Source organism: Mesorhizobium sp. WSM4849, from assembly GCF_055811385.1.
In genome coordinates, this window is the sequence record NZ_JBVVPW010000016.1 from 23,371 (window position 1) to 48,899 (window position 25,529).

The window sequence follows — 25,529 nt, forward strand, 5'->3', positions numbered from 1 at the left end:
GCGGCCCCGGAACGCCTACCTCCCTCGCCGATAAGACGTTCTGCCAATCGAACACGTTGACGAGGACGTGATTGGCGTCGAGACCTGTCGATCCATCGGTGATCAGGACGTCGCGCGCATTGTTCCCGATCAGATTGTGGAGAACATCTCGGCTAGTCATCGAAAGGGTCGGTACGTAAATTTTTCCCTCGGCAATATGAAGTCGCGCGGCTTACGATCCGACACCTGATCCTAGACGGTCCAGGACGCCGGCGAGCTGGCCCTTCGCCGCAGCGGAAAGCGGCTTGATTGGCCGTGGGGGCTCGGCGGAACAGATTTCGAGGAGCTCGGCGATTGCGTAGACGACGCGAAGGCTCGAGAACGTCTTAAAAAGCTCCCACACCGGGGCCAGGGTGGCGTCGATCCGGTGTGCTTCTGTGTGGTCGCCGTGCTGAGCGGCTCTGACCATCCTCAGGCAGGGGTCGGGCAAGATGCCACCGAGGACGCTGTACCATGTATCGGCGCCGGCGATCAGGGCCTCGGTGGCGTTCCAGTCGCCGCTGTAGCCCATCGAGAATCCTTTCGGCACGATTTTTTTCTGGTGCGCAAGTTGGCCTTTGATAGCATCGCCCCGGTCGGCTGAGTTTTTAATAGCGAGGATCTCAGGCAGCCGTCCCAGACGCTCGATGAGCGCTGGCGTGAAGCGAAAATGCGTGTTTGCAGGATTGTCGTAGATCACGATCGGCAGGCCGCTTTCGCGCGCCACTGTCGAAAAATGCTCGAAAACTTCGTCGTCAGTAAGCGGGGTGTAAGAAACAGCCGCGAGCAACCCCGCGGCTGCGCCAAGGGCCTTCGCATCGCTTGCATAGTGTACCGCTTCATCGGTGCGCAAAGCGCCCACGCCCACCACGAGCGGGACTCGTCCACGCGTCTCGTCCAGCGCCTCGCAAATCGCCCGGCGGCGTTCCGCGCGCGACAGATACATGTAGGTGCCGGTGCTACCGAGCAGGCCGATGGAATCCACCTTTGCTGCGCAAAGCCGCGCTATTAGCTTTCGAAGCGCCAGGACATCGACGCCGCCGTCACTGTCGCTTGGCGTTATTGGGAAGGCCGAAAGGCCGCTCAGGAAAGCCATGCTGAAGCTCCCGTTGTTACATTGGGTGAAGCGTTGGGCGTCAGACCCCGTCCAGCGCCTGCTCTAGATCCGCGATCAAATCGGCGGCGTCTTCGAGCCCTACCGACAGACGCATGAGGTCGTCGCCGACTCCGTCAGGCAAATGCGCGTCCTCGCGGATTGACTTGCGCGAGCGGGTCAGGCTTGCCGGATGATAGATGAGACTGTCAGCGTCGCCGAGACTGACCGCCCTGATGATCAGCTTGAGCCGGTCCATCATACGGCGCGCGCCCTCGAACCCCGTTTGGAGGCCGAGAGCCAACATGCCCGAGCCTTGCGACATCTGCCTGCGCGCGATCTCATGGTCGGGATGAGAGCCGAGAAATGGATAGCTAACCCAAGCCACAGCCGGGTGCGCCTCGAGCGCCTGAGCGACCGCAAGCCCAGAGACACTGTGACGCTCCATACGCAACGTGAGTGTCTTCAGCCCGCGCAAAATCAGGAACGCCGACATGGGCGAGAGCGCTGCCCCGGTGAGATAGCGCAGGCCAGTTTCGCGCAGCAGGTGCAGTGTTTTCGCATCGCCCAGTATCACACCGCCCAGAGCATCGCCATGGCCATTGATGTACTTGGTCAGCGAATGGATCACGATGTCGGCTCCGAGTTCCAGCGGACGCTGGAGGGCGGGCGAGGCAAAGGTGCTGTCGACGGCGACCTTCACGCCGCGAGAATGGGCGTGTTCGGCAATGGCAGCGATGTCGAGGATACGGATCAGCGGGTTGATTGGCGTCTCGAAGAACACGAGCCGGGTCCTGTCAGTGATGGCGCCATTGAGATTGCTCGGATTCGACAGGTCGACGGCAACGACCTTGATGCCAAACTGCGGCAGACCCTGTTCGACCATGGCGAGCGTATTCGAATAGAGTGTCTTGTGGACAATGAGTTCGTCACCTTGAGACAGCAGCGAAAGGATCAGCGTGCCGAAGGCGGCGATCCCCGAAGCGAGTACCAGCCCAGCTTCGGCTCCTTCGAGATTGGCGAGCCGCCTTTCGAGGATCTCGGTGGTCGGGTTGTATTCGCGTGCGTAGAGCCTTCCGCCAAGCGCGGCGACGGCTTCGTTTGCTGCCACGCTTTCAAATCCGTAGGTCGATGTAAGAAACACCGGCGTCTGAACGAAAAGCCGGCCGGATCGTAGCCATGATGGATGGCCCGGGTGGCGAATGCGAGACCGACGTCGTTCCGGGACGGCGTTGACGTTGCCTCGGCTTCAAGCTGATCTTCGGCGCTGGCCATCGGCTTTAGCCCTCTTGATTTCGGGGACAATGCCGTCACACTAACTCAGATGGAACGTCCAGTTGGCGATGAAAGAAATGGTCCAGCCTTCTCCTGCCGCGTCGACAGCTCGCTCGCAAGGTCTCGGCGCGCGCCAGATCTGCGAAGCTCTTCGCGAGCAGATCCTGGGTGGGATCTATGAAACGGGCAGCCAGCTGCCGTCGTCACGTGGCCTCGCAAATGAACTCGGTGTGTCGCGAACCACGGTCACCGTGGCGTATGATCAGCTGGTCGCCGAAGGTTTCATCGAGGTCATTCAAGGCGCAAGACCTCGCGTTGCATCTTCGCTAGTCCGGAGTAAAGAGACCAGCGCGGTGCCGAAACGGACTGGCCCGATCCACCTTTCCTGTTACGGCGAGCGACTGCGCGCCAGTCCGCCACGGCGCGATTACCTCCCCAACCGCCTCAAGGTCGATTTCCGTTATGGCGACCTCGCCCCATCTGATTTCCCGGCGCTGACGTGGAAGCGTGCGATGAACGCGGCGATGTCACAAAGCCCCGGAAGGCTGGCCTATCACGATCCACGCGGCTCGCATCGCTTGCGCCAGGCGCTGCAGGGATATTTGTGGCGTGCCCGAGCGCTTAGCTGCCAGGTCGAGCAGATCCTCGTCGTCAGCGGATCACAGCAGTGCCTCGACATGTGCGCGCGCCTGCTGCTCGATCCTTCTGACAGCTTCGTGATCGAGGATCCCTGCTATAGAATGGCGCGCCAAGTCTTTGCCAGCACAGGAGCCACGCCCGTCGCTGTCGCCGTCGATAGCGAGGGCATGAAGACCGAGCTGCTGCAGGAGGTCCCAGCGCGGCTGGCCTATGTCACCCCGTCGCACCAGTTCCCGCTCGGCGGCGTCTTGTCGATTTCGCGGCGGTATCAGCTCCTCGAATGGGCTCGGCGCAATGACGCCTATATTATCGAGGACGATTACGATGGCGAGTACCGGTACGACATTCGACCGGTGCCCCCGCTGCATAAGCTGGAAGACCGCAGTTCCGTAATCTATGTTGGCACGATCTCCAAGACACTGTCGCCGATGCTGCGCATCGGCTACCTAGTGGTTCCGGCCGAGTTGCAAGACGTCTTTGCGATGGCCAAGCAGCTTCTCGACAGGCATTCTCCGGTTGCGGAACAGGAGGCCTTGGCCTCACTCATCGAGAGCGGTGGTTATGAAAGCCATGTGCGCCGCGTCCGCCGTCTTAACGGCGAACGGCGAGAGGCACTGCTTGCCGTCCTGCGACGCGCGTTCGCAGACAGCATTGCCATCGAGGGGGCCGATGCAGGGCTGCATGTCGTCGTCTGGTTCAAGGATCTTTCTCGGTCGCTGGAGGACGTCCTGGTTGAAGAGGCGCGGCGGATTGGGGTTGGCATCCATCCGATCTCATCGCTGTACATCCGAGATGAAGGCCGCGCTGACCGGATTGGACTGGTGATGGGCTATTCCGCCCTGACGATTCGGCAGATCGAGAATGGCGTTCGGCTCCTTACTGGAGCTATCCAACGGGTAAGAAGCTTTGCCGAAGATTCGGCAAGATGCTCAATACCCGCCCTGACAGCGAGCGGGCCTGCCTCGTGACCCCAGAGTCGCGCCGGCATTGATCGCAGACTGAATCAGCAAGACTTGCCAGGACCTGGCTCTGTCGGCCAGTCCGGGTCTCGGGCAGGACTCTGACCTTGGGACCTGGGGAAAGGAATTCTTGAGGAGACTCTCAAATCCGGTGGAAGCAAGGCGCCGTCGCGGCCGGCTTAAAGGAGGAAGCGTTGTTGGATTTTCCGCTGATCGACGAAGAAATAGCAGAGATCGCACCTGACTTTCGCGCAATCAGCATTCTTGTTGATGCAGAGGACAGTGCGCAAGGCGTCATGGCTCGGGACGTGTTGGGAGAGGCTTGCGATTTCGCCCGAGCGGGGGGACCCGCCTGGGGAGAAGCGCACTTGGCCAATTGGGCGGAGGCATACGTCCGGTTCGGCGCGAAACCAAACCGGACGCCGTGCTCGGCGCAGGCATTGAAAAAACGGGTGGAGAAGGATGGCCGCATCCCACCAATAAATCCTGTCGTTGACCTCTACAATGCAGTGAGCCTGCGTTTCTCAATACCCATTGGCGGCGAAAATTTCGATGCATATGTCGGCAAACCGCGGCTGACGATTGCCGTAGGAACGGAGTCCTTCCACACTGTTTTGAATGGGGAAGCAGTCGTCGAAAGCGCTTCCAAGGGGGAGGTCATCTGGCGCGACGATCTGGGAGCTACATGTCGCCGCTGGAATTGGCGGCAGGGCACGCGCACCCGGTTGGAGACGGTGGGCGGCCGCATGTGGTTTATTTTGGAAAGCTTGGCAGCGATGCCGGAAGAGGCGCTCGAGCAGGCGGCTAAGATGCTCGTGAGCGGTCTGAGAGAGCTGGCACCAGGGTGTAAGGTCTACAAGCAGGAAATCACCACCGCTAAAGCCTCGGTCGCTAGTCTCGACAGGCGGGTCGGTTGAGGAACGTGCCCGCCCCGATGATAATCGGTTCACTCGCAAGCAGTCTGCGTTCCTTTGCGAGCTGGGTCTCCTGGGGGTGCGAAGGTCGATAGGAGGTAACGCCTCTGGCCATTTCGTACTCAGCAGGCCAGCGGAAGGTGCACCGCATTCATAATTCGAATCGACCCAGGATAGCCACGGTCCAAAGATTGCGCACCTTTTCGGGTTGCTGCTTTGATCAATCTCGACGTCAGACGCTCCGGGGCGAGCTTCAGTCCTGGCACTCCGAGCCAGCATAACATCTCGTCGCGAAAGCCGGATTAATTCGGATCGAAGCGGTTGCGAGACATCTGCCATGCATGGGCAGACTCGTGGCTCTCCGCCGAGGGGGGATGCGGATGACGATTTATTTCCGCCTACCTCATCGACGTGTGTGACGACCAAGGCAGTTGTGCCCGATCCGCCGTTGGCCGCGTACGCCTGCCGTGCGGCAGTGCTCGATCGCCGAAATGACCTTGAGCTGCCGAGGCTGAGCTGGCCTGCATACGCGACCTGATAGGCAGGCCGGGCAGCACGGAGCATATCGGCGATCTCGATCGAGTCGCCGCACGCTCACCCGTCGGGCGAGCTCTCCGCCTCCTTGAAAAGGCTAAGTTCTCGAGCTGACTGGCCTGCAGCATATCTGCGGGTCGAGCTTACTTAGAGGGCCGTGTGTCGAGCTTGCGTCCCCCAGCAGGACCCGGGTAACTCCGACATCGACGCCGGCCCTCCAGGCGTGGCGAAGCTGTGACGCAGCGTGTGCCGGCCGGGCCCCTTGACGGTGTTGGCGCTTTTGCATTCTCGGCGACAATCCGGTGGATCTGCAGCGTCGGGTAATCGCGTGCTGCCCCGGGAACAGCCAGCCACCGCGGCGAACCCCTGCTGCCGCCCGACCTTCCATCAGTAGCGCAGTTGGCTAAGCCGGCCGGCCGACAGCATGGCATCACGGCACCGTGCGCCGTGCCACGCTCGATCGGCAGCAGCATGCGCTCGTTGTGACCGTGGGCCATAATGCACTGGCCGCTCCTCCTTCCCTTGAACGAGCCGCACGAGATGCGCCATCTCCGGGTAGGTGTCTTCAACAGCACCCCATCAGGGCCGCCAGCAAGGTTGCCCCTGATTCTATCTTTATCGCCGGCAACTCGATCGGTAGGGCCACGCTGGCTACGGCGGAGCCACGGACGGTTGGGCGAAGCCAAGAGATGTCGGGGGCGCAGAAGCCGGAGGGCCTCATTGTTGGAGCCCAAATTGTTAGCCCGATGATCCCCCGCCATGCCACTTCACCAACTGGACGGCTTCAATTGCAACGAACTGGCTGTTTCCAGAGGGCCAGATTGCAAGTATCTGACCTGCAACGCACACACGAAGTTCCCCGATGTACACCCCTCCGGCCTTCCGAGATGATGATATCGATTTCGCAGCTTGCCACATCAGTTTGGCTCCGGATCGGTTCAGCATCTTTCCGGGTTGGCGCCTACTCTGCGGAAGCAGCTGGATAGCCTCGATCGATCTTCGGTCATTTCGCCTAGCAGATCAATGTTCTCAAGAGGCGCGGTAGTATGCGTTGCGTGAAAGTCGGCTCACAATGAAGCACAATCGTGTGAATGAAGAGCGGGTCAGTTTGATTGACTCGCCTCCCTATGCCGATCATTTCGGCCTCGTAAATCAACAAACGGCAGAAGCCAGTCAGCCGAGAATGGCGGCCGCCTTCATGAAGGAAAGCCACTCCGTGCGCCAGGCGCCACTTCGGTTTGCACTCGACTACATGGCGACGCCCGGGCTTGACGTCAGGACGTTCTTCGCGCTCGCCCGCGATCTCGATCTGACCGACGTGCAAATCCGGAATAATCCCTGCAGTAAGGCTGTTGTGCGCGGCAAGCCGCCGGCGGATGTTCGGTCTGCCGCTGCCGAAGCGGGCGTCACCATCATCTCAGTCAACGCTCTACAGCGGTTCAACGAATGGACTCCCGCCCGCAAGGCCGAGGCCAGCAAGCTCGCCGATTATGCGGCCGCCTGTGGCGCCCAGGCGCTCATGCTGGTGCCGGTGAACGACGGTTCGTGGTCCGCCAATGGCGAGCGCAATGGCAATCTCCGCGTCGCCTTGAAGGCGCTCAAGCCGATACTTCAGTCGCGGGGTCTGATTGGGCTCATCGAACCGCTTGGCTTCCAGACCTCCTCGCTTCGGTCGAAGAACGAAGCGGCTAACGCTATTGCCTGGGTTGATGGCCAGTCCGTCTTCCGGCTTGTGCACGATACATTCCACCACACACTCGCCGGCGAGACGTCCTTCTTCTGCGATCTGACCGGTCTCGTGCACATTTCAGGCATAAACGATCCAACCTTGTGGGTTCACCCGGATCGCCTCCTGGGAGGTTCCGACAATTGCAGCCAGATCCGGGCGCTACTTGATGGCGGCTATACGGGTCCCTTTTCTCTTGAGCTCGTCGAGGAAGTCCACGCATTGAATGACACTGCAGGCGCATTTGCCGCCAGCATCGATCTCATCCGACACGGGCTACTGGCGCGAGTGCCGGTCTAAGGCGCGTAGGCAAATTGAGCGGAGAAGTCATTTCGAGATCGCTCCTGTATCCCGCTCATGCGGATGCTTGCCGGATCACCATTGTCAAGACTGGCCATTGGACTGCCTTGGGCGGCCGCGCAGTTCGATGGGCCCGCAAGGCGATGGTTGGATCTGATGCTGAGGGCGGCGGGCTATCGGAATTTTCGGACGAAGAGCAACTGGTGGCGGACAGGGCGAGTGCGCGAGCCAACCGCAGGTGGTCCTGAGGTGATCTTTTTCTAGGACCGCGGTCGCGCAGCTGCTGCTTCACCTCGGCGGCCTCTCCGGGATCACCGACGACCGCTTCCTCCGGCCAGAACTGCCGATACCAGACCCGTAGCTATGAGCTCTCGATAGCGCGTCGGACAAGAATTCTGGCGCTCCGATCTGCGATTCAGCGTTATTAAAACCCCAGCTTCCTCTTCAGTTCCGCGTTCTCCTTGCGCAGGCGTTCCGCGAGCAGGCTCTTCAGTCGTTTGTTTTCTTCCTCAAGCGCGACGAGGTCCTTCAGATCGTCACCAACCGATGCGGGCAACGCAGCTTTCTTCCATTGATAGTAGGTCTGTTCCGAAATGCCGGCCTGCTTTACGGCGCTCTTGAGGGTGGCGCCGCCACTGATGGACTTCTGTATCAGGGCGAGCATCTGGGCGCGCTCCTTTTCAGAGTAGATCTTACGTCCGGCCCGCACGGTCGCTGCTGGTGCTTCCTCCGCCTGAGACGCCGCATTGGGCGCTTTCCGAGCAGGCGGCCTAGGCTCGGCCTTCGCTCTCGGCGACCGTTTGGCTTTCTTCTTTTGAGGCCCCTCTACCTTCGCTGCCGGTTGCGTTGCAGTTATTTCTGGTTCTGCGTCCAGGGGATTTGCCATGAGATACTCCGCTCGCGGTTTGTGCAAGCGTTCAGCATCAAGCGCTACAACACTTGAGTCAACAGGGCGACCATTTGGCAACTCCATCTCCTCGAGTTCCCTTGTTGTCTCGGCCATTGCTGCGGTAAGATCGACATCGCTCCAGATCGAACGACTCCGTTTTTGAGAACTGCGCTTCTGTCTGATCTCCACCGTGAATGCTCGGGGCTGCCGCCTCATAGGTCGTTCCTTGTGAACACGAATTATGCAGGAAGTCGCGGCAGACGGCGAATGAAGGTCTGGCCGCTTCTTCTGTAGCCGAGCTATATGCATCCGACCGCCCGAGCAAGCCCCGCTGGCGACGCACACCCCGGAACAGACCGGTTCCTATGAGCACCTAAGAGCAAGTAGCAATGCCATCTCGGGACCGAGGAGGTGGTGGATTCCTGCAGCATGCAAAAGCTATCTCCCGTGTTTTCGATGGTAGAGCGACGGCTGGCATCCGAACTGAAAGGAGCTGCTCAAGAGCTGCGATCCAATCTGCGCTGGCAGTGCAGGACGGCATACCCTCCGAAGGCCGGTGCTACCGACGCTAGCCCGCTGATTAAAAACATGAATCGACATCGGTTGGCGCAGAAGAACGGACAGCTGCGCAGAATTGGCGCGCTGGGAGAGTGGAGGGCACGAGCCGAGTCGAACTCGCATCGAGCGTCGTCCGGCAGCGGCAGAGCATGACAGGCTCCTTCGACAAGAACGGAGCCTGACCGAAGCTACTCGTCGTCGCAGTCGTCGCTGGGGCGACCCTTTTTCCACGAGTACCGCGGCGGCCGCCTGGTCGGAACGTCGTCCCGGTACTGACCGAGTGGATTTGGCGGAGCCACGCAGCGGCGTCGTGCGCAATCGGCAAAGCCAATATAGGCTTGCCCTGGGCAGGACGTTTTCGTGGCCCGCGGAGTGCATGAATTCCCCGAGCCTTTACCGGGCCGCTATACTTCTTGGGAGCGAGTTTGCCGCGCTCACGATATGTCCGGAAAAGTTGTTTCCCCTTTCACGCCGAGCTTCAAGCCGCTTCACTTGTGTTCGCCTCCTCCTGAAGGCCGGCCAACCCGCTTTTCGCGTTCGATCGATGGCGCGTTCTCAAGGCCGACGACGATCAGGTTTGGGAATGCTGAAGGGCGCACGCCTGGTTGCCTCTCCGGCAGCCCGGCGATCACGGGGGGCTTCGCTGAGCCATCAGCAAGCATTGCTGCAAAACGGCGCCAAAACTGCCCCCGATCGGCCTCGGCGTCGCCTGACCATTAGTGAGCGGGCCGACTCTGGGCAACACACCGCTCCTGTTCGGAACACCGCATGAAGCGAAAGAGCCATTTTGGTGGGCCCGTTATGCTTCGTCCAGCAAACGATCGGCGCCTTGACGGACGCGAGCAGCTTGTGAGGGATGCAGCCGAATGCAGCGCTGCTCCCACAACTGACGAAGCTCCTTTGTAAGAGCTTCACGCTTAGCTTCATCTAACGTGATTGAATTGAGGAGATCCCCCCAGCACGGCTTCGCTCTCGATCTGAATGAGCAGAGCGAACACTTCATTTGAAATGCGCACACCGTCCCGAGTGGAGTGGACTGCGAGGCATTCATGAAAGGAATGTCGGCCATGGCGATAGATCACATCATTTCAGATGTTTTCCGGCAGATAGATGTCAAACGGGAGAAATGTCTGCCCCGGCGTCTCCGCGGTGCCGGTCTTGATGGCGCGATCCATCAGCAACATCAGCTCCTGGCAAAGTCGGCGCAGTGGCGTCGCCACCGCCATCGTGATGATGTCGTCCGCGAGGGCCTCCCGCGACTCCGGCGTGATTTCATTCACGATCGCAACGAGATCCTGGCCTTTGCCCTCTTCCCGGAGCGCGGAGATAGCTCCCTCCATGCCACCGCCGGCCATGTAGAAGCCGACGAGCTCAGGTTCCCGCTGCATAAGATCCAGCAGCGCCTCGTAAGTGATCTGTCGCTTCTCAAGATTGACGAGCGTATCCAGCACCTCGAATGCTGGCTCGTTCTCACGGAAATAGGAACGGAACCCGCTTTCCCGCAGCTCATGACCCTGGAAACGGTGGCTGCCGACAAACACGGCCACCTTGCCAGACCGTTTAGCGACCTTGGAGAACATCCAAGCTGCCGTCCGACCGACGCTGCGGTTGTTGAGACCTATGTAGCCCTCGCGCACGCCGGCGGCGAAGTCAGAAAGTAGCGAAAAGACGGGGATGCCTTTCGCCTTGAGCTCCTCGACTGTTGCCGTGATCTTCGGGTGGTCTGGCGCCACCATGGCGATTGCGTGGCATCGGCTACCAAGATACTTAAGCAGTGCCGTCAGATCCCCAGGCAAATGTGACGGCGCGAATTCGATGAGCGGAATGCCGTGGAAGCAGTGGGCCGAACTGACCGACGCCTCGACCTCGCGCGCGAACTCCTGGTAAAAATGCTGGGCCGGTTTCCTCAAGATGAAGCCCAGCCGGTAGCGGGGCAGGTCCTTTCCCATGCGCTGTTTGATAAGTCCCGCAGCATGATAGCCGATCGCGTGGGCCGCGTGGTGGACGCGACGCGCGGTCTCCTCCCGCACCGGAAGGCGAGCGTTCAGCACCCGATCGACCGTTGCCACGCTCACCCCCGCTTCGCGGGCGAGATCGGCAATTGTAGGGCGCTTTGCCGTCGCTCCGATTTTGATCGGCTGGCGCTCCGTCATCCGGTGCATGCCGGCGACGGATTGGGGCGGCAAAGTGATTTCGGCATCCTCCCCGATCGACGGCCTATACATTGATCAGCGCTCCAGGCGCACCCGGGCGCGTCTCGGTCTGCGGTCCGTTTCCATAGGGCGTCCATGTTTCTTGTCCTCACCGCATTTGATGCTTCTGATCTGTGGCCCGCGAACCGCTGTTTAGACCCGGCGAGCCGATTGTTTGGTGGCTGATGAGCCGGCGACTTGGCTGGTCGCGCTGCAGCAATCTTGCTGGGGCGCGTGGTCGGTTTAATCTCTCGGCAAGCTCCCGTAGAAGGCAGCTTTCATGCGCGTTTCATCCAGTTCGCCTTCCCAGCGGGCGACAACCAGCGAGGCCACCGCATTGCCGATTACGTTCGTCAGCGCTCGGCATTCGGACATGAAGCGGTCCACGCCAAGGATGAGGGCCATCCCAGCAACGGGAACGCTTGGTATTACGGAGAGCGTAGCAGCCAAGGTGATAAAGCCGGCCCCTGTTATACCTGCGGCACCTTTCGAGGAAAGCATCGCGACAAGCAATAGGAAAATCTGATCGGGAATCGACAAGTGCGTGTTCGTTGCCTGGGCGATGAAGAGGGCGGCGAGCGTCATGTAGATATTGGTGCCGTCCAGATTGAAGGAATATCCAGTCGGGATGACGAGACCCACGACGGAACGCTTCGCGCCGGCGTTCTCCATCTTCGCGATGAGCGAAGGCAGCGCGGCCTCCGAGGAGGACGTTGCTAGGACCAGCAGCAGCTCTTCCTTGATGTAGCGCACGAGAGAAAAGATCGAGAAGCCGTTGTATCGGCAGACCACGCCTAGAATCCCGAATACGAAGAGGAAGGCGGTGAAATAGAACGTGGCGACCAGCATGGCGAGGTTGGCCACCGAACCGATGCCATATTTGCCGATGGTAAAGGCCATGGCGCCGAAAGCGCCGACGGGCGCGGCCCTCATCAGAATGCCGACCAGCTTGAACACCGGCGCGAGGAGCGCCTGAAGCAAAGAAAGCACAGGCTTGCCCGTGTCGCCAACCATCGCCAGGGCGATGCCGAACAGCACCGAGAAGAACAGGACCTGCATGATGTCGCCTTCGGCGAAGGCACTAACGATCGTCGAGGGAATAATGTTCATCAGGAAGCCGGTCACCGACTGCTCGTGGACCTTGGCGGCATAGCCCTTCACGGCCTGGGCATCGAGCGACGCCGGATCGATGTTCAGGCCGGCACCCGGCTGAACGACATTTGCGACAATGAGACCGACAATCAATGCGAGGCTCGAGAAGGTGAGGAAATAGATCATTGCCTTGCCGGCGACCCGGCCGACCTTCTTGAGGTCATTCATGCCGGCAATGCCGGTCGTCACGGTTAGGAAGATCACCGGCGCGATAATCATCTTGACAAGCTTGATGAAAGCATCGCCGAGCGGCTTCAGGCTCTCGCCGACCTCCGGGTAGAAATAGCCAACTGCGACACCGAGGGCGATGGCGGTAAGCACCTGAATGTAGAGCTGGGCGTAGAAGGCCTTGCGGGGCACGGGACCCGCGCTTCGGATTGGTGGAGCCAACAGCTTTTCTCTCCCTGACCGGATCGGGGTGGGGCCTCCTCCCTTCCCGCGCTTCTCCCATCGCGGCGCTCCGGTCACGCGCTGCTGGCATGTCGACAGCAAGTGTTGTGCCAAGTGGAGGCCCGCGCCCAATAAGGTATTCCTCCGCTCGGTGAGGCAGCCTCAGTAAGGGCGGGTTGTGCGAGCTTCCGCACTGTTGCCGTCATCTCGGGCGAAATCCCGCACTAACGCCAGCTTTGCACCCATTGCTTTAGCCTGACAGCCACCAGTCGGTAACTCTGCGATCCGCTGTGCCCGCTCGCTTCTTTGTCGCATTTGCGACCCGGCCGGGCACGGAAGTGGAGGATTCCCTACACGAGCGGGCTCTTACCGCGCTCCCGCTGCAGCCGTGGCTTCTCGACGGGTCGTCGATAAGACGGAATGATTCACGGGACTTGGTGCGCATCGGTGCGACTCAGAAGATGCTTCATAGCGCGAACACTTTAGCCGCTCGACGACACTTCGGGCCGTAGTGTCGACGCAGCCGCCCTAATGCCGACAGCATCCCGGGGGCGTCGACCTCGTACGCTCACCGCGCCGGTCCTCCGTGAACACGCCGCGGTTACTCTGCCGTTCGATGTCCATCCGTCGGCAAATCTAAGTTGATGGAATTCTATCATGTCCTCGTGCTTTCCTTTCAGAAATGCGAGGAAAGCTCGGTTGACTAGCCATCCTCATTCCCGCTCTGTAGGCAACGTGTGGTTGCGCACCGGAAGCCTGAACCGCGCCCCAGTTCAGTAAGGAATAGCCGAGCCATGCATCAAGCCTTGCCTCCGGCGTCTTTCGGGCTTGCCCCTCGTCAGGGCCTGACCGACGCCCAAAACCGTGACCCACACTTGATCTTATGCAAGGCAGTATGTCGCCTGCGGAACTCTGGCGTCCTGCCGCCGACACCTCACGACTACCTGCATCAACGTCTCAAGCGTTCCGGTAAGCGGCTCCCACCCGCAAGCAAGTGCGCCAATCATGCTGCGGCTCGCGGGGCGAAGAAATTCTTGTTGGTGCCGGCCATCGTTGGCTCGGGCCCTGATGCCATCTGACGATGCGTCTACGCCGGGGGACATCGCAGATCCAGATGGCGCGGCGTTGCTGTCGCGCCCCAAGATCGAGGATGACATGTTAGATCAGGACAATGGTCGCCAATCTGAAGAAAGTGCTGAGCAGACTTCGTCAAGCTGCACATCACTCCACGACACCAAAAGGGATGACTTGGAACCCGCCATTCTGCCGTCGCGCGCGAGCGCGCTTGCCGGCATCTACGAAATTTCGAAAGCGCTCACCGCCCCCTCCGGGCTCGAGGTCAGGCTGGCCAAGGTTGTAGACCTGCTGCGATCGTTTCTGCAGATGAGGCACGGCATCATCTCTCTTTTCGACGGTGATGGCGAACTGGAAATCATCGCAGGCGCCGGCCGGACCGAGAGCTGCAGTGAGCGCTGCCGGACGTACCTTCCGCGGAATGCAATCGACCAGGTTTTGGCGACGGACAAGCCCCTGGCCACCGAGAACATCGCGGTTCATCCGGCTTTCACCGCCGCCGACATGGACGTGCTCGGGGCTTCCGACGACATACCAGTGTCCTTCATCGGCGTTCCCATTAGCGTCGATGCAAATGTCGTGGGCACGCTGACTATCGACCACGTACTGCGCCATGGCTCAAGAGTTTGGCTCGATTACAGCCTCTGTCTGCTCCCGCTAGTCGCCAACCTGGTAGGGCAGGCAGTGAAGTCGCATCGCTCTTTCGAGGGCGACCGCGAGCAACCGATGGCAAAGCAGGACTCCCTGCCAAAGCAGAAGCGCCTGGCCCCGCAGCGTAACACTCACGTGGAGGGGATGATTGGCGACAGTTTGGCGTTGCGAGGTCTGCTTGAGAAGGTCGCGCTCGTAGCCAAGGCCAAGATTGCGGTTCTGTTGCGAGGCGAATCCGGTACCGGTAAGGAGCTGGTCGCCAAGGCTATCCACGAGTTGTCCCCGCGCGCCAAGCGGCCCTTCATCAAGCTCAATTGCGCGGCGCTACCCGAGACTGTGCTGGAATCCGAATTGTTCGGCCATGAGAAGGGTGCATTCACAAGTGCGTTCAACTCGCGCAAGGGGCGCTTTGAGCTCGCCGACAAGGGGACATTGTTCCTAGACGAGATTGGCGAGATTTCGGCCTCGTTCCAGGCAAAGCTCTTGCGCGTGCTGCAGGAGCAGGAGTTTGAGCGGGTCGGGGGCAACCAGACCATTAAAGTCGACGTCCGCATCATTGCCGCCACGAACAAGAACCTGGAAGAGGCAGTTGCCAGAAACGAGTTCCGTGCCGACCTCTACTACCGCATCAGTGTTGTTCCCTTGCTGGTGCCGCCGCTTCGCGAAAGGCGCAGCGATATTCCGCTACTTGCAGCTGAGTTTCTCAAGAATTTCAACGATGAGAATGGCCTTATGTTGACCTTCGATCCGAGCGCGATCGAAGTACTGATAAACTGTGACTTTCCCGGCAACATTCGCGAACTGGAAAACTGCGTGTATCGTGCCGCGGTTCTGGCGGCGGGGCCATCAATCGGGAAAGACGACTTTGCATGCTGCCAGGGCAAATGCTTCGCCGAGGCGCTGCATAATTGCAGAGTTGGCAAAGTCGCGCTGCAACCTTCGCCGATCGGGCCGCTACCAGTGGTTCGGGCCATACCGCCGGCTGCTGGGGTTAGTTCTGCCGCCGTCCCACCGCCGTCAGTGACCGAAGGGCAGCCGCCGCTGGACCCAGTCGGGGTAGTCCACTCTGCGAGAATGGCCGATGCCGAACGTGTCATCCAGGCGATGGAGAGATGTGGCTGGGTCCAGGCAAAGGCGGCACGCCTGCTCGGACTGACGCCGCGCCAGATCGGGTACGTGTTGAGGAAATACGGCATCGAGATCAAACGTCTTTGAACAAATCACCGAGCCGAGTAGCTGGGACAATCAAGTATTCGTGCCTTGGCGCCCTTGAGGAGTGATGCGGGGCTCCTGCAATTCCGATCCGATCGCACAGACCGCGCTGCCCCCGCGGTCGTCGCCCCACCGTGCACCCGGGTCTCACGGCAGCGCTATCGTCGGTGGTCCAGGCCCTGTCTTGATCACCAGCTCGTGCCGGACGCACTGAGACTGAAACGGAGAAAAATTGATGTCTGATGCAAAACTGCAAACTGTGCTTTCTTCCCTTTCGCAGGTAGCGGGACAGTTAGATGTTCTGCTGTCCGACAAACCGTCGCCGGATCCTTGTTGCGTCAAGCTAAACACGAACGAGAACCCGTTTCCGTTGCCGAAAGCCATAATGCAAAGTGCGATGGCGGCTCTTGAACGGCAATATCTATATCCAGAAGACGACAACGTCAGCTTAAGGCAAGCAGCGTCGGAAGCCTACGGCGTCTCGAAGGATCAGGTGATCGCCGGAAACGGATCGTCTGAACTGCTCGGGCTTATCTACAGAGCTTTCCTGGTTCCAGGAGACAGAATGGCGATGATGTCGCCGGGGTTTTCGTTCAACCGCAAACTTGCCCGTTTGCAGGGTGCTCAATTTCTCGAAATCGGATGGTGCGCAGATCATTCCTTGCCCGTCGAAGACTTGCTTTTGGGACCGGCAAAAGATGCCAAGTTCATTCTGCTGGCCAACCCAAACAATCCGACCGGAACGTTTGTTCCTGTGGCCGATGTTGAACGCCTGGTATCACAATCAGACCGTCTGATTGTCTTGGATGAGGCCTATGTCGATTTTGCACCGGACAATGGTCTGCATCTCCTCGATCGCTATCCAAACCTCCTGATCTTGAGAACATTCTCGAAAAGCTATGCCACCGCCGGCATTCGCGTCGGTTTCGGACTTGGCCACCCCGAAGTCATTGGCAGGCTGCGGGATCTCCAGAACGTCTTCGACATGAACGTGATCGGCCAGGCTGTTGGCATCAGTGTGCTTGGGCACCGCGGCGCCTATGCCGAGAACCACAAGCACATCAGGGATGAAAGACAGCGAGTGACGGTGGCACTGTCGAAACTCGGATTTTCCGTAATACCTTCTCACGCAAATTTCCTGCTAGCGCGTGTTCCACCGGGGCAGGAAGGCTCATGGTGGCAAGCAGCCTTGGAAATGCAAAAGATACTCGTCGCCTTCTTTCCGGATGCAGGGCTGGAAAATTACATCCGCATCAGCATCGGTACAAAAACCGAGATGGATGAATTCCTTGACGCCGCCAGAGAGATAGCAGGAAGGGCGGAGGAAACGATCCCGCTGTGCCGGCGGTCAGCGGCTGCTGCTTCTGCCTTAACCAGTCGATAGTTCCCCGGCCATTAAGCGCACCGATAATTTGAATTTGCTTGCATCATTGCGAGCCACGAACTGTTGCAAAGAGTTGGAGAAATCGCGTGAAGAATGCCTTCCCCCTGGGCCTGACCTTCGGCATATTCGACCACTTGGACGAGGATGGCTGCGAGATTGCCCGACAATACGCCGATCGCCTGAGTTTAGCAGAGGCGTGCGATCACCTTGGTTTCTACGCATATCATCTGGCAGAGCACCACTGCACTCCGCACGGGAGGGGCCCATCGCCGAATCTGTTCTTATCTAGCGTCGTCCAGCGCACCCGGCACCTCCGCGTCGGCCCGATGGTAATGCTCCTTGCCCTTTATCATCCGCTGCGTGCGTTCGAGGAGATCTGCATGCTGGACCAGTTGAGTGGTGGCAGGGTCGAACTGGGTATAGGGCGCGGCTCTCTCCCAGTCGAACTGGGTTACTTCGGGATTGCTGCGGAGGCGGCGCCAGGTCACTATGCGGAAGCCAGCGAAATCCTTATCAAGGCGATGAAGGGCGACACGCTGTCCTATAGCGGCCGCCATTTTGAGCTGAATGACGTCCCTTTGACGCTGAGATCTTATCAGCGCCCCCATCCACCGACATGGATCGCCACCAATAGACCCGAGTCGGCCAGCTGGGCCGCTTCAAGTGGCGCCAATATCGCGTGCCTTGGACCTGCCTCTTCTGTTCGCAGAATTACAGATGCATTCCGAGCCTGCCGGGAGCGCAGTGCCGACGCGGACGAGCGAGGGCCATTTCTTGGAATGCTCCGCATGGTCGTGATCGCGCGATCGGAAACAGATGCATATGCGCTCGCGGCACCCGCTTACGAACGATGGCTCAAGAGCTTCAGGTTCCTCTACGACCTCAATGCGCTCCAGACGCCCCCAAATCTGCCGCTGAGCTTGGATGCAGCAATCGAAAGCGAATTGTGCGTGGTGGGAACGGCATCTTCCGCGCGACAAGCTCTTCTTGATCAGCTCGAAGAGGCCGGTGCTAATTATCTACTTTGCCAACTTGCATTTGGGAATCTGTCCTTAGACGCTTCGCTATACACCGCAAGGACGATCCAATCTGAAATCATGGCTCGAGTTACCTGACGTGGAATGCGCGCTCCGCCTTCGGAGTTGAATTTCTCCGGCGCATCATCACCTTCCCGGTCCCGCCCATGATGCCGAAATAGTGCTTGGTGTGTGGGTGGAGGCGCGCACGCTTGTGGAGGCCCTAGATGCTTGGAGCGACCGGCCTGCCGATTAAGAAATCGCCCCGATTTCGTTTCGCGAGAGAGGGCCGGACTTGTGCGTACCAGGGCAAAGCCCCAGCTTCTGAGGCTTAGAGAGGCATAGGGAAGATTGCTATAGCTCATTATTTAGGGCACTATGAGTTATAGAAAGGTGCGCTATAACTCATGGTATGGAATTGGGAGCAGGCTGACTGGCCGCATTTTACCTACGATAAGGAAGAATTGGAACCGCTGGAAAGCGAATTCCTGCTGCGATCGGGTGAGTTCCTGGGTGTCTTTCGGCACGTCGGTTCTGACGATCGCGACCAGATACGCATCGATCTTATCAGTGAAGAGGCCTTGAAAACGTCCGCGATTGAAGGGGAATACCTCAACCGCGAGAGCCTGCAATCATCCCTGCGCCAGCAACTTGGGCTGGGCAGCGAGAACAGGCGCATTCCGCCTGCCGAGCGCGGCATCGCGGAAATGATGGCCGACGTGTATTTACATTTTGGCCATGTCCTCTCGCATCGCACTCTCTACGCTTGGCACAAGATGGTGATGTCGGGGGAACGGCGTATTGAGACCATTTGCAATTACCGCCAGCATGCCGACGTCATGCAGATCGTTTCCAATCGGCTGGATAAGCCCAAAGTGCATTTCGAGGCACCTCCCTCAGCGCGGGTCAAAGCCGAAATGGATGCTTTCACCGCTTGGTTCAACGATACCGCGCCTAAAGGTAAGACGCCGCTCCCGGCGTTGACGCGAGCCGGTATCGCGCACCTTTATTTCGAGAGCATCCACCCATTTGAGGATGGCAACGGCCGCATAGGACGTGCCCTCTGCGAAAAGGCGCTTGCTCAAAGCCTGGGTGAGCCAAGTCTCATCGCTTTGGCATACACGATCGAACGCCACCGCAAGGCCTACTACGACAACCTGCAGGCCAGCAATAAGAGCAACGCGGTAACAAATTGGCTGCTCTACTTTGCCAACACGATCCTTGAAGCGCAACGCGTAACGCTGGTCCGCGTCGAATTCTCCGTAGCTAAAGCCAAGTTTTCCGAACGCTACCGAAACCAGTTCAACGAGCGGCAGGAAAAGGTCATCGCCCGAATGTTCCGCGGAGGCATCGACGGGTTCAAAGGAGGGCTCAGCGCCGAGAATTATATCGCCATGACTCAAGCATCGCGCGCGACGGCTACAAGAGATCTGCAAGACCTCGTTTCCAAGGGCGCGATGATAAGAACTGGTGAACGGCGACACACGCGTTACGCCCTGAACATTCTGGATGACCGCAGGTAAACCGCAGCACAGATTTATTGCCACCTTACTCGCGCAGCGACACGTGCGAAGTTTTGAGCAAAAAGGTCTATGAATTCAGGATCGCGCTGGGCAAAGCCTGAGCGCACCAAGTCCGACTTAAACTGGCCCGTCTGCATTTCGCTGAGAATTTCAGGGCAACGGTTGCGGTCCCAGCGTGTTTTTATCTTCAAGTGTCGGCAATGTTCATGGCATTCGGGCGACCGAAGCGATACGGCCAACGCATCGGCGGTGCCGCTCCGCCTTTCTCAAAATCACCTTCGGTCTGGCCCATCTGGTTTGTTACATGGGCAAAGCAAATCACGTCCTTCTGACGCGCCGATGCAAAGGAATAGAGGGCCGCTGCTACCGATTCCGGACAATTGCCGGAGTGCAAGCCGCACTTCAGCTCGTGGCTTAGCCGGGGTCAAAATCATCACCTCGCCGTGCAGTCGCGCCTCATGACCTGGATGGTGGCGGAAAGGCCGGCTCACGAATGATTAGATCGTTCGAGATCGGGTCCAGTCAGTGCCGGGCGTGTTCGCATTGGCTGTGATCGGCCAGCACCTCAATCACCCGGCATTCGCCGACCTTCCCGTGCCGGCAGCCTTCGACCATGAGTTCAAGTTCGGCCTTCAATGCCGTGAGGCTGCGTATCCGCTGAACGACGTCGGCCAGCCGCGCCTGGGCTATGGTGTCGGCCGTGGCGCAGGGCTGGCTGGGATTATCCTGCAACGTCAGCAGGGTGCGGATGGCTTCGATGCCGAACCCCAACTCGCGTGAATGGCGAATAAACGCCAGCCGGCGCAAATCGCTGGTTTCATAGTGCCGTCGATTTCCCTCGCTGCGGTTCGGCGCGGGCAGGAGGCCGATATGCTCATAGTAGCGGATGGTCGGCACTTTCACGCCGCTCTGTCGTGCCGCTTCGCCAATCGGGACACTGCGCATGATTTTTCGCTTGCTCCTCTAGTCGCTAGAGAATGTAGCGTGCCGCTGGAATGGTTCAAGGAGTGAGACGATGGCTGCAACCGCCGCACAAACCCGTTATCGCGTTGAAGGCATGGATTGTGGCGGCTGCGCGACGAAAATCGATAGCGCGGTGCGCCGCATGCATGGCGTCCGGGATGTGAACGTCTCGGTCACTGCCGGCACCATGACCGTCAGGCACACTGCCGAAAGCGACCTCGCCGCGATCGAAAAGAAGGTTACGGGCCTCGGCTATTCTGTGGCTCAGCTCACGAGCGAAGCCGGACAGATTGCCAAGTCGGTCGGGCACGGCACCAAAGGCGGCCATGACCGCGCTGGCCACGACCATGCTGGCCGCGACCATGCCGGCACAGCCAAAGATGACCACGACGACGTGGAGGGCTTGCATGGCCACGACCACACGCCGGCCACGGGTCCGTGGTGGAACAGCGCCAAAGGCCGGCTGAGCATCGCCAACGGCGCCGCGTTGGCCGCAGCTTTTGCGATTCACTATGTCTGGCCGGCCACCGGCGTCTGGCTTTTCATTGCTGCCATGCTGATCGGACTGCTGCCGATTGCACGGCGAGCTGTGATGGCCGCGCTCGCCGGCATTCCTTTCACCATCGAAATGCTGATGACCATCGCGGCGATCGGCGCCGTCATCATCGGTGCCGGCGAGGAAGCCGCCACCGTGGTCTTCCTGTTCCTCGTCGGCGAGTTGCTTGAAGGCGTGGCCGCCGGCAAGGCGCGCTCCAGCATCCAGGCGCTGACCACGCTGCTGCCCAAGACGGCATTCCTAGAGGATGGCGCCACGCGCGAAGTTCCGGCCGAAGCCCTTGGGGTTGGCGCCGTCATCCTGGTGCGGCCGGGCGATCGCATTCCAGCCGACGGCAAGATCATCGAGGGCGAAAGCGCCATCGATGAATCGCCGGTGTCGGGGGAAAGCGTGCCGGTGCGCAAGGGCGTCGACGCGGACGTATTCGCCGGCACCATCAATGGCGACGGCGTATTGCGCATCACCGTCACGGCTGCGGCGTCCGACAACACCATCGCCCGCATCGTCAAGCTGGTCGAGGAGGCCCAGGAAGGCAAGGCGCCGACGGAACGCTTCATCGACCGTTTCTCACGCTGGTATACGCCCGCCGTCGTCGCCGTGGGGGCTCTGGTGGCCGTCGTCCCGCCGCTGGCCTTCGGCGGCGACTGGAACGAATGGATCTACAAAGGCCTGGCGCTGCTGCTCATCGGCTGCCCCTGCGCGCTCGTCATATCGGTTCCGGCGGCAATCGCCGCCTCGCTCTCGGCCGGCGCTAGGCGTGGTCTTTTAATGAAAGGCGGCGCGGTGCTGGAAGGCTTGGGCAAGATCACCGCCGTGGCTTTGGACAAGACCGGGACGCTGACTCAAGGCAAGCCCGTGGTGACGGATGTCGTGGCCATCGAGATCAGCGAAAAAGAGGTGCTATCGTTGGCCGCTGCACTCGAAACGGGATCGAGCCATCCGCTGGCCTTGGCTATCCTGCGAAAGGCCAAGGCCGATCACGTGCCGGTGCCGCCAGCGGCGGAGGCCAAGGCGCTCGGCGGCAAGGGCGTAGTCGGTCACATTGGCGGTAAGAACGTCTTCCTGGGCTCGCCGATCGCTGGAGGCGAGAAGGTCGCGCTGCCGGCCGAGCAGGCGGCCCGCATCGCCGAACTCAACGACCAGGGCAAGTCGGTGTCGGTGCTACTGATCAACGATTTGCTGGCCGGTTTCATCGCCATGCGCGACGAGCCTCGGCCGGACGCGCAGGCCGGCCTCAAGGCGCTGACCGATGTTGGCATCAGGACTGTTATGCTGACTGGCGACAACCAGCGCACGGCGGCAGCAATCGGCAAGCACCTCGATATCGAGGTGCGCTCGGAATTGCTGCCCGAAGACAAGCAGCGCATTGTCGGCGAGTTGAAAGGGCAGGGGCTGACGGTCGCTAAGGTCGGCGACGGCATCAACGATGCGCCGGCGCTCGCCGCGGCCGACATCGGCATTGCCATGGGCGGCGGCACCGATGTCGCCCTGGAGACGGCAGATGCGGCGGTGCTGCATGGCCGCGTCGGCGATGTCGCGGCGATGATAAAACTGTCTCAGGCGACCATGGCCAACATCAAGCAGAACATCACCATGGCGTTGGGGCTGAAGGCGGTGTTCCTGGTGACGACCGTAGTCGGCATCACCGGCCTGTGGCCCGCCATTCTCGCCGACACAGGCGCGACGGTGCTGGTGACAGCCAACGCCATGCGGCTGTTGCGCTGGAAAGGTGGGGTGTAGATTGCCGCCTTCTATGTCGTTTGGGATGGCCGATGAGCAACAACCATTCGCATCGAAGCGGCGCTTATTATTCGCCCGCGCCGTTTATCGGGGCATGTCTGGCGATTGCCCTTTTGGGTGAGCAACTGCGCCCGGCTGGTGCTAGCCGGCGTGCTGATGGGGGTAGGTTTTTTGCTGCATCTCGCAGCGAGCCGTACAGGCGCTTCATGGCCATCGACTGCCAGCGCCGCGACGTCAGCGAAGTAGGCCGCAACGTCACGCGAGCGGCGGAAGCGCGTCGGATCATCGATCGCAGTCATGAGCGAAAGCGCCGTCACCGGACCGACACCTGGGGTAGCCATCAAGCGCCGGCACGGCTCACTACGCCCGACAATTTTCACGACGAGATCGTGCAGCCGGCAATATTGTTTCTACCGCGTCGCGCACCGCCAGCATCGCGTCCAACAGTTTGCTCGGCAGCGGATCGTCCGCCACCGCTTGGCGCACCGCCCGCTCGAACGCCCCGCGTCAGACCTTGCCCAAGCGGGTGCCGAACGACTTCAGCGAGTGCCGGATGGCGTTCTCTAAGTCGAGGAACTTGGCTTTCAGATTGCGAGATACTTGGCCGATCTTTGGCCGGAGTTCGCCGATCGGCGGGACTCAGATAAGATGGGGCAGGAAGAATGAAGGGCGCTCCAAACATGGTCTCTGCAGAGCTTGTCGAAGCGCGCAAGTTTGCCAACAGGCTGCGCGAAAATCTGCCGGCTCGTATCGACGCTGCCGCTTTAGGGGTTTGGTCCAAAGCGCCATTCCAATTGCTGTGCGCACGCGAAGCGCTGATCTGGCGGAGCGAAGAGCTGGCGCGCAATGCATGCGATGCTCTTGGACGCGAGGACCTGAGCGTTGCCGCCCTTTTGACCCGAGCGCTCACCGAGAATGCTGCCCTAGTGTGGAAACTCTGGGAGATTCTCGATGCGCGGCATAACCATTCACCGCAAGACCTGAACGATCTGCTGATACGGCTGCTCGTGGGCTCACGTAAATGGCCGGATGGGCCACAGGCCATGCAAATCCTGAGCTGTATCGACCGCATGGACAAAGCCGTACCCGGGGTGCGTGCCAGCTACGAGAGCCTGAGTGAAATTGCACATCCGAATTGGTCCGGCGTCGCCGGATTATATTCTAAGCCCGACCCTCCACGGTATTTGACAGATTTCGGACGCGGATTGAGGGATACAAAGAGCACCGTCGACATGATCGCCAATGCGCTGCTTGGCTCGCTCGGCTTGTTCGAACTTGCGTACAATCGAATATCCGAAACCATGCCGGAATTCCTGGCGGAACTTGAACCCATTTGATCGAATGAACGCTCCCAGGTCGCAAGCATGGATCACGAGCAAGCGCAGAAGTCCTACGGCACCGATCGAGCGCAACTCGTCTATGATCGTCGACGAGCCCGCCACACAGACCGCCTTTCCGTGTTCTCTTGACTCTCGCCATGATTGAGCGCCGAATAGCCATCTACTTGGGAGGGCGGAATGAAATATCTGATTTTTCTTAGTGTTCTTGTTGGCGCCTATAGCGTTGCCCCGGCGTTCAGCCATGGCGGCGGAACAGACTCAAACGGCTGCCATACGAATCATAAAACTGGCCAATATCACTGCCATTAGGGCGGCTTACTATGATCAAATGTTTTGCGCTCGCAATCGGACTCGTTTTGGGCGCGTCCGATGCATATGCTTGGGATGGGACGGATACGACGACTGGCGAGTCTGTTGAGATTGGCAAGGGTAATCTTGTCAGGACGGGCAGGGACATCGAAATATTTGATAGTGGTGCTGGCGAATATCGAGACGTAACCGTCGAAAGTATCCGGCGACACGGATCGACAGTTGAAGTCGAGGTCTACGACAACGAAAGCGGCGAGTATCGGACTCTTGAAATGGAAGACGACTGATCTCGCTCATCAACTGCGCTGGCGCAGCGGGCCGCGATATCTTCTTGCCAGTTGTTGCCGGCCATCGGTTCAACGATTTATAGAAGCACCGTCGGCAATCACCGGCGAGCTAGCGTCATGACGCCTGGAATCATGGAAGAAGGCCCGTGCCATGATGAGAAGCGGCCGGCCCGTCTAGGTTCGTGATGATCGGCCGCAGGGAAGACTTAAAGCTCCTGCCGTGGCGCGACGGGAGCGACAGCAGATGACTGATTTGGCCGAAGAATTATTCATTGTCCCGGTCCCGGCATTGGTAGCGACTCTTCTACCTGCGGAACGGGAAAAGGGTGTGCCCCTAACGGAAAGAGAAGTCCTACAAATCAGAGATCAGGCTCCGTCCATCGCGACGCCCGCGCATGGCTATCGGGCAGTCATAGAAGCTCGGGGCTACGACGACATTGATCCTGATAAGGTGTGGGATGAATGGCAGTTGGCGGGAAAATCGCTTGAGGCAGAGAACTAACCTTGGGAAAATTCTCACGTCGCAACTTGCTGTGCGCGTAGGAATATGTTCCCCTAGGATGGTTGCGGCGATCCACTCAAAGGGAGAGCCAACATGGTCAGGCACAAACACCTCGAGCAGCTTTCAGAAGCCGACATCGAGCGTTTTCTGGCGGATGCCGAGAAGCTTCACAAAACAATCACCCGCCCACTCATATCGCCTAGCTGCGATCATCACAGGGCATTGGTGGCGCTGAACCAAACGCTGCTCCAGACAGTGAAGGAAGTGACTGGGAGGCCGGCGCCCTGGGTGCAGTGGCACTCGACAGGGCCGGCGCTGCCCCCTGCCTAGGCA

Annotated in this window: 19 protein-coding genes and 2 pseudogenes; 13 read left to right on the forward strand and 8 right to left on the reverse strand. The window is 59.7% G+C overall.

The genetic code is table 11. From position 1 onward, the window contains the following. Positions 1 to 211 precede the first annotated feature (211 nt). Both AC0L3L_RS19280 and AC0L3L_RS19285 read right to left on the reverse strand, forming a co-directional pair. Complete coding sequence (locus AC0L3L_RS19280) at positions 212 to 1,114, reverse strand: dihydrodipicolinate synthase family protein (RefSeq protein WP_473518194.1); 903 nt, start codon at positions 1,112 to 1,114, stop codon at positions 212 to 214. A gap of 40 nt (positions 1,115 to 1,154) precedes the next feature. Further along, a pseudogene (locus tag AC0L3L_RS19285) lies at positions 1,155 to 2,386 on the reverse strand (trans-sulfuration enzyme family protein). A 68-nt stretch (positions 2,387 to 2,454) separates the two neighbouring features. Between AC0L3L_RS19285 and pdxR the strand changes: the two are divergent. The 3 genes from pdxR (at position 2,455) to AC0L3L_RS19300 (ending at position 7,458) form a co-directional block, all read left to right on the forward strand. Continuing rightward, the gene (gene pdxR / locus AC0L3L_RS19290; protein ID WP_473638826.1) at positions 2,455 to 3,993 is read left to right on the forward strand and encodes a MocR-like pyridoxine biosynthesis transcription factor PdxR; all 1,539 of its coding nucleotides are present in this window, start codon (positions 2,455 to 2,457) and stop codon (positions 3,991 to 3,993) included. A gap of 185 nt (positions 3,994 to 4,178) precedes the next feature. Further along, positions 4,179 to 4,901: a B3/B4 domain-containing protein gene (locus AC0L3L_RS19295; RefSeq protein WP_473518192.1), complete on the forward strand. Its 723-nt coding sequence runs from the start codon at positions 4,179 to 4,181 to the stop codon at positions 4,899 to 4,901. Between the two features lie 1,714 nt (positions 4,902 to 6,615). Continuing rightward, positions 6,616 to 7,458 carry a TIM barrel protein gene (locus AC0L3L_RS19300; RefSeq protein WP_473638827.1) on the forward strand — a complete coding sequence of 281 codons (843 nt, stop codon included), beginning with the start codon at positions 6,616 to 6,618 and terminating at the stop codon, positions 7,456 to 7,458. 424 nt (positions 7,459 to 7,882) lie between these two features. Here AC0L3L_RS19300 and AC0L3L_RS19305 read toward each other — a convergent pair whose 3' ends face one another. From AC0L3L_RS19305 to AC0L3L_RS19315, 3 genes are all read right to left on the reverse strand, one after another. Continuing rightward, positions 7,883 to 8,536 carry a transposase gene (locus AC0L3L_RS19305; protein WP_473638746.1) on the reverse strand — a complete coding sequence of 218 codons (654 nt, stop codon included), beginning with the start codon at positions 8,534 to 8,536 and terminating at the stop codon, positions 7,883 to 7,885. 1,457 nt (positions 8,537 to 9,993) lie between these two features. After that, positions 9,994 to 11,058 (reverse strand): LacI family DNA-binding transcriptional regulator, encoded by a 1,065-nt coding sequence (locus AC0L3L_RS19310; RefSeq protein WP_473638828.1) that lies wholly within the window; start codon positions 11,056 to 11,058, stop codon positions 9,994 to 9,996. Between the two features lie 282 nt (positions 11,059 to 11,340). Then, the gene (locus AC0L3L_RS19315; protein WP_473638747.1) at positions 11,341 to 12,639 is read right to left on the reverse strand and encodes a dicarboxylate/amino acid:cation symporter; all 1,299 of its coding nucleotides are present in this window, start codon (positions 12,637 to 12,639) and stop codon (positions 11,341 to 11,343) included. Between the two features lie 1,155 nt (positions 12,640 to 13,794). Between AC0L3L_RS19315 and nifA the strand changes: the two genes are divergently transcribed. The 4 genes from nifA to AC0L3L_RS19335 all read left to right on the forward strand — a co-directional run bounded on the left by nifA (position 13,795) and on the right by AC0L3L_RS19335 (position 19,499). Then, positions 13,795 to 15,579 carry a nif-specific transcriptional activator NifA gene (nifA, locus tag AC0L3L_RS19320; RefSeq protein WP_473638829.1) on the forward strand — a complete coding sequence of 595 codons (1,785 nt, stop codon included), beginning with the start codon at positions 13,795 to 13,797 and terminating at the stop codon, positions 15,577 to 15,579. A 232-nt stretch (positions 15,580 to 15,811) separates the two neighbouring features. Then, positions 15,812 to 16,960 carry a histidinol-phosphate transaminase gene (gene hisC / locus AC0L3L_RS19325; protein ID WP_473638748.1) on the forward strand — a complete coding sequence of 383 codons (1,149 nt, stop codon included), beginning with the start codon at positions 15,812 to 15,814 and terminating at the stop codon, positions 16,958 to 16,960. A gap of 86 nt (positions 16,961 to 17,046) precedes the next feature. Next, positions 17,047 to 18,075, forward strand: coding sequence for an LLM class flavin-dependent oxidoreductase (locus AC0L3L_RS19330; RefSeq protein ID WP_473638749.1), 1,029 nt, complete (start codon positions 17,047 to 17,049; stop codon positions 18,073 to 18,075). 308 nt (positions 18,076 to 18,383) lie between these two features. Further along, positions 18,384 to 19,499 (forward strand): Fic family protein, encoded by a 1,116-nt coding sequence (locus AC0L3L_RS19335; RefSeq protein ID WP_473638750.1) that lies wholly within the window; start codon positions 18,384 to 18,386, stop codon positions 19,497 to 19,499. Between the two features lie 187 nt (positions 19,500 to 19,686). Here AC0L3L_RS19335 and AC0L3L_RS19340 read toward each other — a convergent pair whose 3' ends face one another. Next, positions 19,687 to 19,893 (reverse strand): hypothetical protein, encoded by a 207-nt coding sequence (locus AC0L3L_RS19340; RefSeq protein ID WP_473638751.1) that lies wholly within the window; start codon positions 19,891 to 19,893, stop codon positions 19,687 to 19,689. 128 nt (positions 19,894 to 20,021) lie between these two features. Then, positions 20,022 to 20,444, reverse strand: coding sequence for a MerR family transcriptional regulator (locus tag AC0L3L_RS19345; RefSeq protein ID WP_473533036.1), 423 nt, complete (start codon positions 20,442 to 20,444; stop codon positions 20,022 to 20,024). Between the two features lie 70 nt (positions 20,445 to 20,514). On the opposite strand from AC0L3L_RS19345, the gene AC0L3L_RS19350 reads away from it, so the two are divergent. Then, entirely contained in the window at positions 20,515 to 22,758 is a 2,244-nt protein-coding gene (locus AC0L3L_RS19350) for a heavy metal translocating P-type ATPase (RefSeq protein ID WP_473638752.1), read from the forward strand. A 145-nt stretch (positions 22,759 to 22,903) separates the two neighbouring features. On the opposite strand, the pseudogene AC0L3L_RS19355 reads toward AC0L3L_RS19350, so the two are convergent. Continuing rightward, positions 22,904 to 23,346 (reverse strand): annotated as a pseudogene (locus AC0L3L_RS19355) (transposase); the annotation flags it as partial. Between the two features lie 74 nt (positions 23,347 to 23,420). Here AC0L3L_RS19355 and AC0L3L_RS19360 point away from each other — a divergent pair. The 5 genes from AC0L3L_RS19360 (at position 23,421) to AC0L3L_RS19380 (ending at position 25,526) form a co-directional block, all read left to right on the forward strand. After that, the gene (locus AC0L3L_RS19360; protein WP_473638753.1) at positions 23,421 to 24,095 is read left to right on the forward strand and encodes a hypothetical protein; all 675 of its coding nucleotides are present in this window, start codon (positions 23,421 to 23,423) and stop codon (positions 24,093 to 24,095) included. Positions 24,096 to 24,275: 180 nt separating this feature from the next. Next, positions 24,276 to 24,407, forward strand: coding sequence for a YHYH domain-containing protein (locus AC0L3L_RS19365; protein ID WP_473638755.1), 132 nt, complete (start codon positions 24,276 to 24,278; stop codon positions 24,405 to 24,407). 11 nt (positions 24,408 to 24,418) lie between these two features. Further along, positions 24,419 to 24,694, forward strand: coding sequence for a DUF5334 family protein (locus AC0L3L_RS19370; RefSeq protein ID WP_254022756.1), 276 nt, complete (start codon positions 24,419 to 24,421; stop codon positions 24,692 to 24,694). Between the two features lie 244 nt (positions 24,695 to 24,938). Continuing rightward, entirely contained in the window at positions 24,939 to 25,196 is a 258-nt protein-coding gene (locus tag AC0L3L_RS19375; RefSeq protein WP_473638756.1) for a hypothetical protein, read from the forward strand. A gap of 93 nt (positions 25,197 to 25,289) precedes the next feature. Then, complete coding sequence (locus tag AC0L3L_RS19380; RefSeq protein WP_473638757.1) at positions 25,290 to 25,526, forward strand: hypothetical protein; 237 nt, start codon at positions 25,290 to 25,292, stop codon at positions 25,524 to 25,526. The last annotated feature ends 3 nt before the right edge of the window (positions 25,527 to 25,529 follow it).